We start from the raw sequence: 13,177 nt of genomic DNA on the forward strand, positions 1-13,177 counted from the left end.
GATTTGCGGCGCGTCGTCGCTCGGCCTGCGAGAGCCTGTGAGAGCTATTGTGCACCGTCGAACGCTTCGCGGCTCGGGTGCGCTTCGACCTTAGCCGTCCGGCATCGAACTGACGGAATACGGCGGTGGCCCACCACCGTTTGCGCGAACGCGGCGCGCCCTGCACAGCGTCAACTTGACAACCGGATAACAGCGCGCCGGTACGGGTGTTTTTTTCGGGTGGACACGCGCGCATAACCCGCTAAAATTGCGGCCAATTTTCCACCGGTACGGCTTGCGCTGTACCGTTTGCGCGACAGCCTGGCAATTTTTTTGGAGCGCGCAATAATTGATGGTACTTTTCGGGTTTTTCAGGGGAGCCGCGGGCGCAGTGCCTCGGCGCTGGTGAGGACGGCCGGCAACGGGCCGGTCAGGATCGGAGAACGGAATGAAAAGACGGGTAGTGGGGCAAGTGGCGGCGCTGGTCTTGTGCGCGGCGCCGTGGTTGACGGTTGCTGCGAAAGACACGCAGCTCAACGTGTATAACTGGTCCGATTACATCGCCAAGGACACCATTCCGAACTTCACCAAGCAGACCGGCGTCCAGGTCAAGTACGACAACTACGATAGCGACGACACGCTGCAAGCCAAGCTCCTCACCGGCAACTCCGGTTATGACATCGTCGTGCCGACCAGCAATTACGCCGGCAAGCAGATCGCCGCCGGCATCTTCGCGCCGCTCGACAAATCGAAGCTGCCGAACCTGAAGTATCTCGATCCTTCGCTGATGGCGCTCGTCGCCGGCGCCGATCCGGGCAACAAGTTCACGGTGCCCTGGGCCTACGGCACGACCGGTCTCGGCTACAACGTCACCAAGGCGCAGCAGATTCTCGGCAAGAACGTGCCGCTCGATAGCTGGGACGTGCTCTTCAAGCCGGAAAACATTTCGAAACTGAAGGCTTGCGGCGTGTCCGTGCTCGACGCGCCGGACCAGATGTTCGCCGCAGCGCTGCATTACATTGGCAAGGATCCGATGAGCACGAACCCGGCCGACTACCGCGCCGCGCTCGACATGATGAAGAAGATCCGCCCGTACATCACGCAGTTCAACTCGTCGGGCTATATCAACGACCTGGTCGGCGGCGACGTGTGTTTCGCGTACGGCTGGTCGGGCGACGTCGTGATCGCCAAGCATCGCGCGGTCGAGGCGAAGAAGCCCTATAAGGTCGAGTACTACATTCCGAAGGGCGGCGCGCCGGTGTGGTTCGACGTGATGGCGATTCCGAAGGACGCGAAGAACAAGGAAGCCGCCCTCGAGTGGATCAACTACATCGAAACGCCGCAGGTTCACGCCGCGATCACCAACGCCGTCTACTACCCGAGCGCCAACCTCGAAGCGCGCAAGTACGTGGACAAGGACGTGGCGAGCGATCCGGCCGTGTATCCGCCGCCTGAAGTCATCAAGACCCTGTTCCTGCTGAAGCCGTTGCCGCCGGAAATCCAGCGGCTGCAAACGCGGCTGTGGACTGAATTCAAGTCCGGCCGCTGACCCGCGGCCAGAGTGAACAGGTAAGCATCATCAAGAAGCCCTCGGTGTTCACCGGGGGCTTTGTTCGTCAAACGCCGGAGTCAAGCATTGTGATGAGTAGTGACCAGTCGGGCGCGCTGGCAGGGGCCGTCGCGCCGTCCCCGAGCCTGAACGCCGTTACGGGCGACGCCACGGACAACTTCGTCCAGGTCGTCGATGTCGTGAAGAAGTTCGGCGAGACCGTGGCGGTCAAGGGCGTCAATCTGTCGGTGAAGAAGGGCGAACTGTTCGCGCTGCTCGGCAGTTCAGGCTGCGGCAAGTCGACCTTGCTGCGCATGATGGCCGGGCTCGAAAGCGTGACCTCGGGCAAGATTTTGATCGACGGTGAAGACCTCGCGCAATTGCCGCCGTACCGCCGGCCGGTCAACATGATGTTCCAGTCGTACGCGCTCTTTCCGCACATGACGGTGGAAGGGAACGTCGCCTTCGGTCTGAAGCAGGAAGGCGTGCCGAAGGCCGAACTGAAGGACCGTGTGCAAACCGCGCTCGAACTGGTGCAGATGGGGCGCTTCGCGAAGCGCAAGCCGAATCAGCTTTCCGGCGGTCAACAGCAGCGCGTGGCGCTCGCGCGTTCGCTGGTCAAGCGGCCCAAGCTGCTGCTGCTCGACGAGCCGATGTCCGCGCTCGACAAGCAGATCCGTCAACGCACTCAGATCGAACTGGTCAACATTCTCGACAAGGTCGGCGTGACCTGCATGATGGTGACGCACGATCAGGAAGAGGCGATGACCATGGCGGGCCGCCTTGCCGTGATGAGCGAAGGCGAGATCGTGCAGCTCGGCACGCCGCACGAAGTGTACGAGTATCCGAATAGCCGTTTTTCGGCCGAGTTCATCGGCTCGACGAATCTGTTCGAAGGCCATACGGTTGAAGACGAGCCCGATCACGTGTTCATCGAGACACCGGATCTACCGTGCCGCCTGTATGTGAGCCACGGCATCACCGGTCCGCTCGGCATGCCGGTGACGATTTCGGTGCGACCCGAGCGCATCGCGTTGACGCGCAAACCGCCTGAGGGCGCGTACAACTGGGGCAAGGGCGTCGTCACGAATATCGCCTACATGGGCGGCTATTCGCTTTATCACGTGAAGCTCGACGCCGGCAAAACCGTGATCGCGAACGTGACGAGCCTCGCGCTGACCGAGATCGATCCGCCTACGTGGGGCGACGAAGTGTACGTGCGCTGGAGCGCATCGGCCGGTGTGGTGCTGACGTCATGAAGCGCTCGTTCAATTCCTTCGCCACGTGGCCGGTGCGGCGCTTCAACCTGAGCGGCCGCACCGCGGTGGTGGCCGGCCCGTTTATCTGGTTGCTGCTGTTTTTCCTCGTGCCGTTCCTGCTGGTCGTGAAGATCAGCTTCGCCGATTTGCAACTCGGCATTCCACCGTACACGGAGTTGACGAAGTTCGCGGACGGCGCGATTCACGTCACTTTGGATCTGTCGCATTACGCGTTTCTGCTGACCGACAGTCTGTACTTCGCGACCTACGTGAATTCCGTGGTGGTCGCGGCGATCTCGACGCTATTGTGTCTGCTGATCGGCTATCCGATGGCGTATTACATCGCGCGTTCGAATCCGGGCAGCCGCAATCTGCTGATGATGGCCGTGATGCTGCCGTTCTGGACGTCGTTTCTGATTCGCGTGTATGCGTGGATCGGGATCCTGAAGAACAACGGTTTGCTGAATAACTTTTTGATGTCGATCGGATTGATTCACTCGCCGATCGAGTTGTATCACACGAATACCGCCGTTTATATCGGCATGGTCTATTCGTATCTGCCGTTCCTCGTCATGCCGCTGTACGCGCATCTCGTGAAGATGGACATGACATTGCTGGAAGCCGCCTACGACCTCGGCGCGAAGCCGTGGAAGGCGTTCTGGCAGATCACGCTGCCGCTCTCGAAGAACGGCATTATCGCCGGTTGTTTGCTGGTGTTCATCCCGGCGGTAGGCGAGTACGTGATTCCCGAATTGCTGGGCGGCGCGAACACGCTAATGATCGGCCGCGTGATGTGGAATGAGTTCTTCGACAATGCCGATTGGCCGATGGCGTCTGCCGTGACGTGCGCAATGGTGTTGTTGTTATTGGTGCCGATGGCGTTTTTCCAGTACGCGCAGGCGAAGGCGATGGAGGAAAGACGCTGATGAAACCGAACCGGATTTTGCAGTTGATCGCTTTGGGGATCGGTTTTCTGTTTCTGTACATACCGATCGTGAGTCTGATTGTGTATTCGTTCAACGAATCGCAACTTGTCACGGTGTGGACGCGGTTTTCGACGCGCTGGTATGCGGCATTGTTGCAGGATGACGAGTTGATCGCGGCGGCGTGGCTGTCGTTGCGGGTGGCTTTGTTGACGGCGTTTGCTTCTGTTGTCATTGGCACGTGGGCGGGTTTCGTGCTCGCGCGGATGGGGCGGTTTCGCGGCTTCACGTTATATACGGGGATGATCAATGCGCCGTTGGTGATTCCAGAAGTGATTCAGGGGATTTCGCTGCTGTTGCTGTTCATCGAAATGGCCAAGTGGTTGGGGTGGCCGGCCGGACGCGGCATTTTCACGATCTGGATCGGGCACGTGATGCTGTGTATTTCTTATGTGGCGATCATCGTGCAGTCGCGGGTGAAGGAATTGCATCCCTCGCTCGAAGAGGCGGCGCTGGATCTTGGGGCTACGCCGTTGCGCGTGTTTTTCTCTATTACGCTGCCGTTGATTTCTCAGGCGCTCGTTTCTGGGTGGTTGTTGTCGTTCACTTTGTCGATCGATGATCTGGTGCTGTCGGCGTTTTTGTCTGGGCCTGGGTCGACTACTTTGCCGCTCGTTGTTTTCTCGCGTGTTCGGTTGGGGTTGAATCCGGAGATGAATGCGCTGGCTACTCTCTTTATTGCTGTGGTTACTGTTGGCGTGGTGGCGGCTAATTATTTTATGCAGCGGGCGGAGAGGAGGCGGGCGGTGATGGCGGTTTGATTTTTTTGGGTTTTGGTGGAGGGTGGCTTTGCGTTTTGGCCTTCCCTCAAACCCGATACCCAATCCGAACCCCGCCCCAATGCCGCCCACCAACAAAAACCGGCGCCGACGCATCCTTCATCAACACGAACTCTCCACCCCCCATATCCCGCCGATACGTCTGCAACAAAAACCGCTTCGTATGTGAAGCCGCGGCAATCCCAGTCCGATCATCGAACATCCGCCGATTCCGGCAATTCGCCGTATTCCAGACGACATCGCCATCACGCTGAGGCAAAGAAAACTTCAGATTGTGCGTCGGCAAATAACCCCGCAAATCGACCGCCGCGCAAAACGCGACACGCGGATCGAGACCAAGCAGAGGCTCCTGAATAGCCGGCAAAACCCGATCGGTCAACGCAGTAAATCGCGTCAAAAACTGCGGCGGATTACTCCCGGCCACCGGCACATAATGCCGGTCAAACAGATCCTCGAGCGACACTTCACCACGCGCCACCGCCGTTTCGAATGCCTTGCTCACGGCAGCCGCCGCTCGCTGCACGGCCTCGATAAAACGCGTATCCGCCGTTTCCACACCCGTCGCGGCGGTCAGTTCGATCAGGGTTTCGGACACACCGAGCAAATTCCCCAACCGGTCCTTCGCCTGCACGAAATTTTCGCTCGAGTCCTCGACGCCGCTCGCCATTTCCAGCACCTGCGCCTCGAGTCCGTCGCACTGCGATTCGATCTCGCCGGTCAGCACGGCGATCTGGCCCGCCTCGTCATTCAGATGCGCGATCGCATCGCCGGTTGCATGCACGACGTCGCCGATCTTGCGCGTGCCTTCGCGCACGCGGTGCGCCCGCGCGGTGTTCACGGATCCCTCGCTGATCAGCTGCTCGGTCTGTTGCGTGAGTTGCGCCAGCGTCGTCTCGATCTGTCCGGTGGCCTGCGCGGTCTTCGCCGAGAGGTTCTTCACTTCGGCCGCGACGACCGCGAAACTTTTGCCGGAGTCGCCGGCGCGCGCAGCTTCGATCGCGGCATTCAGCGCCAGCAGGTGAGTCTGACGCGCGATCAGCGAAATCTCCTCGGAGACACGGCTCACATGCGCCAGCGCACTGCGCAGCGCGCCGATCTGGCTTTCGATGACGGTCACGCCTTCCACGAGTCCGTGAATGTCGGCCAGCGACGCTTCGAGCGTTTGCTGCGATTCCTGCACACCGGTCGCGGCTTTGGCGGATACGTGGCTCATTTTCCGCGCGGCCGCGGCAATGCGATGATTGCCCGCGAGCGTCTGCGCGGCCGATTCGCGCAACGCGCGGCATACTTGCGCCTGGTGTTGCACGCGCGCGGCCACTTCCTCGACGTGGCCCGATACGTCGCAGATTTCGATGCCCAGTTTGCCGGCTTGCGCGGCAATATCGCCGACGACCGTGTGCGAACGGGCCGAACGGCGAAAGCTGAAACGCGTCATGCTCGTCTCCTTTGTCGACCGGAGTAAGCGCTACAGCGCTTACTCCGGCCCCATGCAATATGTTTTCTGCCGCCGCGCTCAGCGCATTCAATCGGCGAATCACCCAACGCGTTTACAGCGTCTCCTAGACGCCTTTACGGCAGTCTTTCAAGCGACTTGATACGGGGTATCCCGCAGTCGTTATGATGTGCGGTCCAACTGTGATCCACACCTTTGTTCGCAGACCTTTCCGTTTCTTACCGGTAATTCATGATCGACTCGTTCGCGCGCGTTTCGGGCTGGCAACAGCTCTATCATCTGTGGGAGCTGATCGTCATGCTCTGCAAGTTTCTCTGGGGACTGTTGCGTCTGCTGGGCGGCGGCTGACCACGTCGACGCGACGCGAGGGAAGGGCGCGCAAGATTCGCGCGCTCCATATGAGCGCGCGAGCACGCGCGAAACATCGATCGAATGAATCGCAGGGACGAAAGCCGTCGGGTCAGGCCGGCGCGCGGCGTGTGCCTTCGTCAACCGGAACACGCGCGCCGCGCGTGCCGAGAAAAGCGCGCAGATCGGCCATGACGCGCTCGGGCGCTTCTTCCATCGGAATATGGCCGAGCCCCGGATACATGACCGACTTCGCGCCCGGAATGCGGCTGGCGAATTCGGCGGCGTGCGCGGTCGGAATCCAGCGATCCTTCGCGCCCCATAGCACGAGCGTCGGTACGTCGAGTGTCTTCAGCACGTCGGTGTCGACATCCTTGAAGTCGAGCGTGGGCACCATCTTGCCGATCGCCGTGCGCGTGCCTTCGCCGTGGAAAAACTCGACGTAGCGCCGCAGCGTCACCGCATCGATCTTGCGCGGATCGCCATACACGTTGCGCACCGCGCTTTTGACGATGACCTCAGGCAGCCACCACGGCGAACTGACCCGCACCAGCGCGCTGTTGAACAGGCCAATGTAAATCGGCAGCTTCATCGGAAAGCCCGCCGAGTCGATCAGAACGAGCCGTTCAACCGCATCGCGATGCCGCACCGCGTAGTCCCACGCAATCAGCCCGCCGAGCGAATTGCCCATGAAGGTCGCGCGCGAGATGCCGAGCGCCTGCATGAACGTGTCGATGAAACGCCGATAGGTCGGCAGATTCATCGTTTCGATTGCGCCGCTGCTGGAGCGCAGCGGTCCTGTCACGCCGAACGGCGGCAGGTCGAGGCGGATCACGCGATGCTCGCGCTTGAGTTCGTCGGCGACGCGATTCCACGTATGCAGCGAAGACGCGAAGCCGTGGATCATCACGATGATGTCGCCGCTGCCTTCGTCGACGTAATGCACGTCGGCACCCATGATCTTCACGAAACTGGAACCGCTTTGCGTATAGCGCCGGCGCAATTCGTCGCGCGGCACGCTGGTAATGCCAAGCCGCGCGGCGAGCGAGCGCGGCGGCAGCGGGGGTGCCGAGGCGGGCGTGCCGGAGTCGATGCTTGCCATGTTTGTGATCTCCCTTGTAGTTCGATTTCTGGTTCGCGTGGCTTCGAATCGGATTGCATCGGCGGCCTCGTGTTCTCCGGGGTTGTCAGCCGCCGCTCACTGCGTCAGGGCGTCAGGGCGCGAAACGATAGTCGTGCGGACGCGCGCGGCGCGTGCGTTTGCGAAAGCTGAAGCTGAAGCCCGGCCATAACGCGGTCACTTTGCCGCTACGGGTCTGATAGTAGCTGCGACATCCGCTCGCCCACACCGAGTGCTGCATGTCCTTCTGCAAACGCGCGTTGAAATCGCGCTGCACGTCGGGCCGCAGATTCATCGTGCGTGCCTTGCGGCGACGCAGTACGCGCAGGCAATCGGCGATGTACTGCACTTGCGACTCGATCATGTAGAGCAGCGAGTTGTGGCCGAGGCCCGTATTCGGCCCGACGATCATGAAGAAGTTCGGAAAGTTCGCCACGCTGACACCGAGGTAGGCTTCCGGCCCGTCGCGCAGCCACTGAGTGCTGAGATCCGCGCCGTCGAGGCCGGTCACTTCGAACGGTGCGCCGACGTCGTTGACCTGGAAACCCGTGCCGCAAATGATGGCGTCGGCGGGGCGATGCACGCCGTCTTCGGTCACGATGCCGTCGGCGACGATCTCGCGGATGCCGCTCGTCACCACGTCGACGTTCGGCTGGCTGAGCGCGGGATAGTAGTCGCTCGAAAGCAGCACGCGCTTGCAGCCGAACCGGTAGTTCGGCGTGAGCTTCGCGCGCAGCTCGGGATCCTTGACGCGTCGTTCGAGGTAGCTCAAGCCGAACTTCATCGGCACTTTCAGCAGCTCCGGATTGACGACGAACGCGATGGCGCGCGATTCGAGCTGCCAGTAAATGGCGCTGCGCAAGAAGCGCTGCGTGAACGGCAGATGCTGGAACAGCCAGCGGGCGCGTGCGTCGATCGGTTTGTCGGGCTTGGGCATGACCCACGGCGCGGTGCGCTGGAACAGATCGAGACGCGCGACGCGCGGCTGGATTTTCGGCACGAACTGGGCCGCGCTAGCGCCCGTGCCGATCACCGCGACGCGTTTGCCTTCGAGCGGATACGCATGGTCCCAGCGCGCCGAATGAAACAGTTTGCCTTCGAAGCGTTCGAGCCCGGCGATTTGCGGCATGGCCGGGCGCGACAGCGGACCGCTCGCGGCGATCACGATATCGGCCGCGATGGTTTCGCGCACGCCGTGCACATCGATGTCGACATGCCAGACCTGGCGCGCTTCGTCGAAACGCGCCGCGGCCACGCGTGCATTGCAACGCACGTAACGCTCTACATCGTATTTGCGCGCGCAGTGCTTCAGATACGCGAAGATTTCCGCCTGGCCGCCGAACGCGCGCGACCACGCCGGATTGGGCTCGAACGAAAACGAATAGAGATGCGAGGGCACGTCGCAGGCCGCGCCGGGATAGGTGTTGTCGCGCCACGTGCCGCCGATATCGCCGGCGGCCTCGTAGATCGTGAACGACGTGATGCCCATTCGCTGCAGGCGAATCGCCATGCCGATGCCGGCAAAGCCGCCTCCGACAATCGCGATGCGCGGCGCGGCAGGCGGGGCAGATGAGGCAAGCGTCACGGCGTTCTCCGGCATGGGGCGAGTTCCAAGCGTCTACATGTGTCTACTGCGGCATAACGCGCAGGGTAGACAACTGTGCACCTGGCGTCAAGATCGTTTAGAGTACGGCTATTAAACGCGCTTGGCGCGCATCGATTGAAAACACATGACTTCCGTACCGGGCGCGGCCGCCGCCGCCGAACACCGCGTTGCCGTCGAGCAGGAATTGCCGGCCGGCAAGCGCAAACTGATCGACGCCGCATTGCGGCTGACGGCAGGCGGCCGCAGCTTTACGAGCCTGGGTTTGCGCGAACTGGCGCGCGAGGCCGGACTCAATCCCAACACCTTCTACCGTCATTTCGGCACGCTCGACGAGCTGGCGCGCGAAGCCGTCGAATCGGTGAGCCGCCGGTTGCGGCCGATGCTGCGGCGTGAGCGCTGGCTCGCCGCGCACGACGAGCCGCATAGCGTACCGCGTCGCGCCTGCGTCGCGTTCTTTGCGTTCGCGCTGGAAAACCGCGCGGCGTTTCTGAGCGCGCTCGCCGAATATCATGGTACGTCGCCGGCGTTGCGCGAGGCCGTGCGCGCGAATCTGCACGAGGTGTCGGCGGAAATGGCCGACGACGTCGTTCAACTGGAATTGATGCCGACACTTTCGCGTGAAACCGTCGACGAAGTCTGCGCGCAGATCGTGCTGCAACTTTTTCATCTCTCGGCCGAGTATATCGATGCGGACGACGTGCGCCGCACTGCCCTGATCGCATATGCGGAGCGCTTCATTGTCAGACTGTTCGCGGGTTCGGTGGTGCTGGCGCAGCATGAGCCTGTCAGTGAACTAATGCCGATACGGGCGTGAAGCCTCGGAAACGAATCGCCATAACGAAACAGGCTCCGTAAAGGAGCCTGTTTCCGTGACGCATGCTTGTGCGGCTTGATTCGACTTCAGCCGCGCGGCGAAGCTCAGGTGTTGTCGTTCCAGCCGCCGGAGTCGTCGCTGCTGCCCAGATCGACACCGCCGCCATTGTCGTTCCAGTCGTTCGAACCCTGACCGAAGTCGAGGCCGCCGCCATTGCCGCCATTGCCACCGTCGTTGCCGCGGCGGCGCGCTTCGTCGTCGACAATCACGTCGCGCTCCACCACGCGCTCACGTCCAGAATTCAGCGCTTCGCCAAGCAGCACGCCAGTCAGCAGACCGCCCATGCCGCCGCCGAAACCACCGCCGCCTTGCTGCACGATAACCGGCGGCTGTTGCTGATACGGACCCTGCTGCGGATAGGGCGCTTGCGGCGGATTACCGAAACGTTCGGCTTCCTGCGCATACGGCGACTGTTGCTGCGCGCTGGCGGCCGGAGCGGCATACGGATCGGGCCGGCCCTCGAGGCGCGCGCGCATGCTGCCGAGCCGTTGCTCGAGTTCGTCGAGCTGATACGGCGGCAGCGGATTCTTGCTATTCGACAGCGTTTCGACGAGGCCGCGCAACTGGTCTTCGGTTGCCTCGACTTCCTTCTCCAGCGCCTCGTGACCTTGCACGGTGGAGAGCTTTACGTCGAGCTTGAGCGAACGCACGGTGTTGAGCATCTCCGTGGCGCGCTTGAGTTGCACGCGACGCTCGTCGTCGGCGCGCGTATCGCCTTGCGCGCGGGCGCGCCGCAAGGTCCAGCGCAGCACCAGCGCGATCACGCCGACGAGGACAAGAATGCCGATCCACATGCCCATGCCCGGACCATGCCGTTGCGGCGCTTGGGGCGCGATGGCCGACTGCTGCTGCAGGGACGGCGCGGTTTGCTGCTGCGCGAACGGGTTGGCCGCGCGGCTGGTCGTGTTGCCGCCCGCGGCGCCTGCGCGTTCCGCGTCCTTACGGATGCGCGCTTCGGTCTGCGCGAAGCGGGTCGGATCGGTGAAGCGGATCTGCGGGTCGAGTGTCTTGGCCTGCTGCACCTGGGCGAGCGCGTCGGCGGAACGGCCTTCGCGGTCGAGCACCTGGGCATACAGATAGTGCGCACGCGCATTGTTCGGATGCGCCTGCAGCACTTCGCTCAGGTCGGCGTCGGCCTGTTGCCAGTTGCCTTGCGACATGGCCGATTCGATCTGCTGGACGGTGGGCACTGCGAACGCCGCGGCCGACACGAACAGCAGTGAGGCAAACGCGGTTGCGAGAAATTTTTTCATTTACGGACCGGGCGCGTTGCGCCCGTCTCCTTCAGTCGATTCCGGCGGCTCACACGAAGGCCGCCGGTATGTACTGCTGCCGACGCAATTACTGGGCCGGCGTATTGATCTGCTTCTTCAATGCTTCGAGACGATCTTCGACGGACGGGCCGCGGTTCAGATCCGCGAGCTTGTCGTCGAGCGCCTTGCCGCTCTTCACGTCGGCCGAATTCAGGCGGGCGTCCGAACGGGCATTCGACAGGGCGACCTTGTCCTCGAGCTTCTGGAAATCTTCCGACAGGTTCTTGCCGCCGATGCCGCCCAACGCCGTGGCCGCCACGTCTTTCGCCTGAGCGATCTGCTGCTTGGCTTGCAGAATGTTCGAGCGGGCGTTCAGGTCGTTGCGACGCGTGCGCATGTCTTCGATCTGACTCTTGAGCTGCGCCACCGACGGCTCCAGCGTAGTCAGTTCCTTCGCTAGCGCATCACGTTCGGCTTCGGCCGTGGCTTGCGCGCCGAGGGCTTCGCGCGCGAGCGCTTCGTCGCCGGATTGCAGCGCGCGCTTCGCGCCGTCTTCGTATTTCTTCGCCTTGTCCGCGGCAACATCGCGCTTGCTTTGCTGCGTGGCCACTTGCGCCTGAATCTCGATCAGCGAGTTCTCGGCTTTGGCGATGCTCTCATCGAGTTCACGCACGATCTGGCGCGAATCGCGCGACGGATCTTGCACGGAGTCCGCTGCGTCGTTCAGGAGACCTTTAAGCGTGCGGGAAATGCTGTCAAAAAGCGACATGAAAACCTCCAAAGAATGTAAACGGCGCTGAATAATCCCGCGCGCTTAACTGCATTCAACTGCTACTTTACGCCGCTGCACGCGAAGCTGCGCAACGTTCGGACCGGAGTTCGGGGCGCGCGCGCCGATTGCAATAGCGGCGACGTAAATAGTTCGATTCGAATATCGAGCGGCAAACAGCTCAAAGGTTAAATCGCGCGACGCGTCATTCAGCCGCCCGCGGATATTACACCACGGGCTCTCTTAAAACCGACTTAAAGGGCGCGATGACAAATTGGCCAACTTTGCGCGCGACAGGTGTCGCTGGCGTGAATAGGCGCGGTGCGCGTGCGCCTGGTTTGCGTCTATTGTTGTCGTTCGTGAGCATGGCTGAACACGTCTGGCAGCCGTGCATTCAACGGCATAAAAGACGTGCAGGCTGAGCGTATTTTCAATGCGCAACAAGCCGCCTCCGATCGCTGGATGAATACCAAGCTTGCAATGCCGAAAGCTCACTCATTTTGAGCGACGCCAATGTAACGATATGCAACGCGCCGACGCGCGTCGCGCGATATGCACCGCACAAGCTCGTTACGCGAAACGGCCGCCTTTCGTGCTGGGATCGCCGAGCGGATCATCGTCGTCGCGCGGGGCGTCGACGCGCGGGCGTTTGAGCACGCTGCGCAGTTGCGCTTCCGCATCCGTCCGAAGTGTTGATCCATCCGCCGATGCCGCTTCGGCCGCTGCCACGCGCGCGACGGCTTCAGCGGTTGCCGCGGCTTCCTCGTCGATGCCGGCGGCGAGGGCGGCGGCAAGACCCGCCGGCAACAACGGCGCGGGCTCTGCCTGCCCGGATGCTGCGTTCGGTAATGCACCCGTCAATGCGCCCGGCGCAGGCGCGTTGGTGCCCACCGCGCCATCCGTGGACGTGCCGGTCACGGTATCGCCGTGCGTTTGCAAAGCCGGCGGCAATGCGGCGCGCGCGTGCCGTGTGCCGCGCGCGACCCGTTGCAACGCGGCGTCGAGCGCGTCCGGCGCGCGAGGCGCGCGCAGCCGGTCGACGATGCTGGCCGCTTTCACCTGTTCACTGGTCGCGCCGAAACTCAGGACCGCGCGTCGCATCAGTTCGCTGACGCTGATGCCCATATTTTCGGCGGTGGTGGTGATCGCGCGTTTCTGCGCGGTCGTGACGAATACGACGATGCGTTCGCTGGGCTTATTCATAG

General features: G+C 62.1%; 11 protein-coding genes. 5 read left to right on the plus strand and 6 right to left on the minus strand.

Annotated features, from left to right (window positions below):
• Window positions 1–427: 427 nt before the first annotated feature.
• From B0G75_RS30300 to B0G75_RS30315, 4 genes are all read left to right on the plus strand, one after another.
• Complete coding sequence (locus tag B0G75_RS30300; protein ID WP_106313717.1) at window positions 428–1,528, plus strand: polyamine ABC transporter substrate-binding protein; 1,101 nt, start codon at window positions 428–430, stop codon at window positions 1,526–1,528.
• Window positions 1,529–1,620: 92 nt separating this feature from the next.
• On the plus strand, window positions 1,621–2,787 hold the full coding sequence (locus B0G75_RS30305) for an ABC transporter ATP-binding protein (protein WP_181309384.1): 1,167 nt from the start codon (window positions 1,621–1,623) through the stop codon (window positions 2,785–2,787).
• Window positions 2,784–3,713 (plus strand): ABC transporter permease subunit, encoded by a 930-nt coding sequence (locus B0G75_RS30310; RefSeq protein ID WP_106313718.1) that lies wholly within the window; start codon window positions 2,784–2,786, stop codon window positions 3,711–3,713. Before B0G75_RS30305 ends, B0G75_RS30310 begins: the two co-directional genes overlap by 4 nt.
• The gene (locus B0G75_RS30315; RefSeq protein WP_106313719.1) at window positions 3,713–4,531 is read left to right on the plus strand and encodes an ABC transporter permease subunit; all 819 of its coding nucleotides are present in this window, start codon (window positions 3,713–3,715) and stop codon (window positions 4,529–4,531) included. Before B0G75_RS30310 ends, B0G75_RS30315 begins: the two co-directional genes overlap by 1 nt.
• A 46-nt stretch (window positions 4,532–4,577) precedes the next feature.
• On the opposite strand, the gene B0G75_RS30320 is transcribed toward B0G75_RS30315, so the two are convergent.
• The 3 genes from B0G75_RS30320 to B0G75_RS30330 all read right to left on the minus strand — a co-directional run bounded on the left by B0G75_RS30320 (window position 4,578) and on the right by B0G75_RS30330 (window position 9,055).
• Window positions 4,578–5,984: a methyl-accepting chemotaxis protein gene (locus tag B0G75_RS30320; protein ID WP_106313720.1), complete on the minus strand. Its 1,407-nt coding sequence runs from the start codon at window positions 5,982–5,984 to the stop codon at window positions 4,578–4,580.
• 478 nt (window positions 5,985–6,462) lie between these two features.
• Entirely contained in the window at window positions 6,463–7,452 is a 990-nt protein-coding gene (locus tag B0G75_RS30325; protein ID WP_106313721.1) for an alpha/beta fold hydrolase, read from the minus strand.
• Window positions 7,453–7,564: 112 nt separating this feature from the next.
• Entirely contained in the window at window positions 7,565–9,055 is a 1,491-nt protein-coding gene (locus B0G75_RS30330) for an NAD(P)/FAD-dependent oxidoreductase (protein ID WP_106313786.1), read from the minus strand.
• Window positions 9,056–9,200: 145 nt separating this feature from the next.
• Between B0G75_RS30330 and B0G75_RS30335 the strand changes: the two genes are divergently transcribed.
• Window positions 9,201–9,890 carry a TetR family transcriptional regulator gene (locus B0G75_RS30335; RefSeq protein WP_181309385.1) on the plus strand — a complete coding sequence of 230 codons (690 nt, stop codon included), beginning with the start codon at window positions 9,201–9,203 and terminating at the stop codon, window positions 9,888–9,890.
• Window positions 9,891–9,994: 104 nt separating this feature from the next.
• Here the strand turns inward: B0G75_RS30335 and B0G75_RS30340 are convergent, their stop codons facing one another.
• The 3 genes from B0G75_RS30340 to B0G75_RS30350 all read right to left on the minus strand — a co-directional run bounded on the left by B0G75_RS30340 (window position 9,995) and on the right by B0G75_RS30350 (window position 13,175).
• Window positions 9,995–11,203: a tetratricopeptide repeat protein gene (locus B0G75_RS30340; protein WP_106313722.1), complete on the minus strand. Its 1,209-nt coding sequence runs from the start codon at window positions 11,201–11,203 to the stop codon at window positions 9,995–9,997.
• Window positions 11,204–11,291: 88 nt separating this feature from the next.
• A complete protein-coding gene (locus B0G75_RS30345) occupies window positions 11,292–11,972 on the minus strand; it encodes a PspA/IM30 family protein (RefSeq protein ID WP_011488613.1) in 681 nt (226 codons plus the stop codon).
• Between the two features lie 570 nt (window positions 11,973–12,542).
• Complete coding sequence (locus B0G75_RS30350; RefSeq protein WP_106313723.1) at window positions 12,543–13,175, minus strand: hypothetical protein; 633 nt, start codon at window positions 13,173–13,175, stop codon at window positions 12,543–12,545.
• Window positions 13,176–13,177: the final 2 nt, after the last annotated feature.

The organism is Paraburkholderia sp. BL18I3N2, assembly GCF_003001875.1.
GTDB classification, from domain to species: Bacteria; Pseudomonadota; Gammaproteobacteria; order Burkholderiales; family Burkholderiaceae; genus Paraburkholderia; species Paraburkholderia phytofirmans.

What these genes read in the sequence shown, in the direction of transcription:
- B0G75_RS30325 (WP_106313721.1), bottom strand. Translation starts at nt 7,452, where the DNA reads ATGGCAAGCATCGACTCCGGCACGCCCGCCTCGGCACCCCCGCTGCCG.
- B0G75_RS30305 (WP_181309384.1), top strand. Translation starts at nt 1,621, where the DNA reads ATGAGTAGTGACCAGTCGGGCGCGCTGGCAGGGGCCGTCGCGCCGTCC.
- B0G75_RS30350 (WP_106313723.1), bottom strand. Translation starts at nt 13,175, where the DNA reads ATGAATAAGCCCAGCGAACGCATCGTCGTATTCGTCACGACCGCGCAG.
- B0G75_RS30300 (WP_106313717.1), top strand. Translation starts at nt 428, where the DNA reads ATGAAAAGACGGGTAGTGGGGCAAGTGGCGGCGCTGGTCTTGTGCGCG.
- B0G75_RS30345 (WP_011488613.1), bottom strand. Translation starts at nt 11,972, where the DNA reads ATGTCGCTTTTTGACAGCATTTCCCGCACGCTTAAAGGTCTCCTGAAC.
- B0G75_RS30335 (WP_181309385.1), top strand. Translation starts at nt 9,201, where the DNA reads ATGACTTCCGTACCGGGCGCGGCCGCCGCCGCCGAACACCGCGTTGCC.
- B0G75_RS30315 (WP_106313719.1), top strand. Translation starts at nt 3,713, where the DNA reads ATGAAACCGAACCGGATTTTGCAGTTGATCGCTTTGGGGATCGGTTTT.
- B0G75_RS30320 (WP_106313720.1), bottom strand. Translation starts at nt 5,984, where the DNA reads ATGACGCGTTTCAGCTTTCGCCGTTCGGCCCGTTCGCACACGGTCGTC.
- B0G75_RS30310 (WP_106313718.1), top strand. Translation starts at nt 2,784, where the DNA reads ATGAAGCGCTCGTTCAATTCCTTCGCCACGTGGCCGGTGCGGCGCTTC.
- B0G75_RS30340 (WP_106313722.1), bottom strand. Translation starts at nt 11,203, where the DNA reads ATGAAAAAATTTCTCGCAACCGCGTTTGCCTCACTGCTGTTCGTGTCG.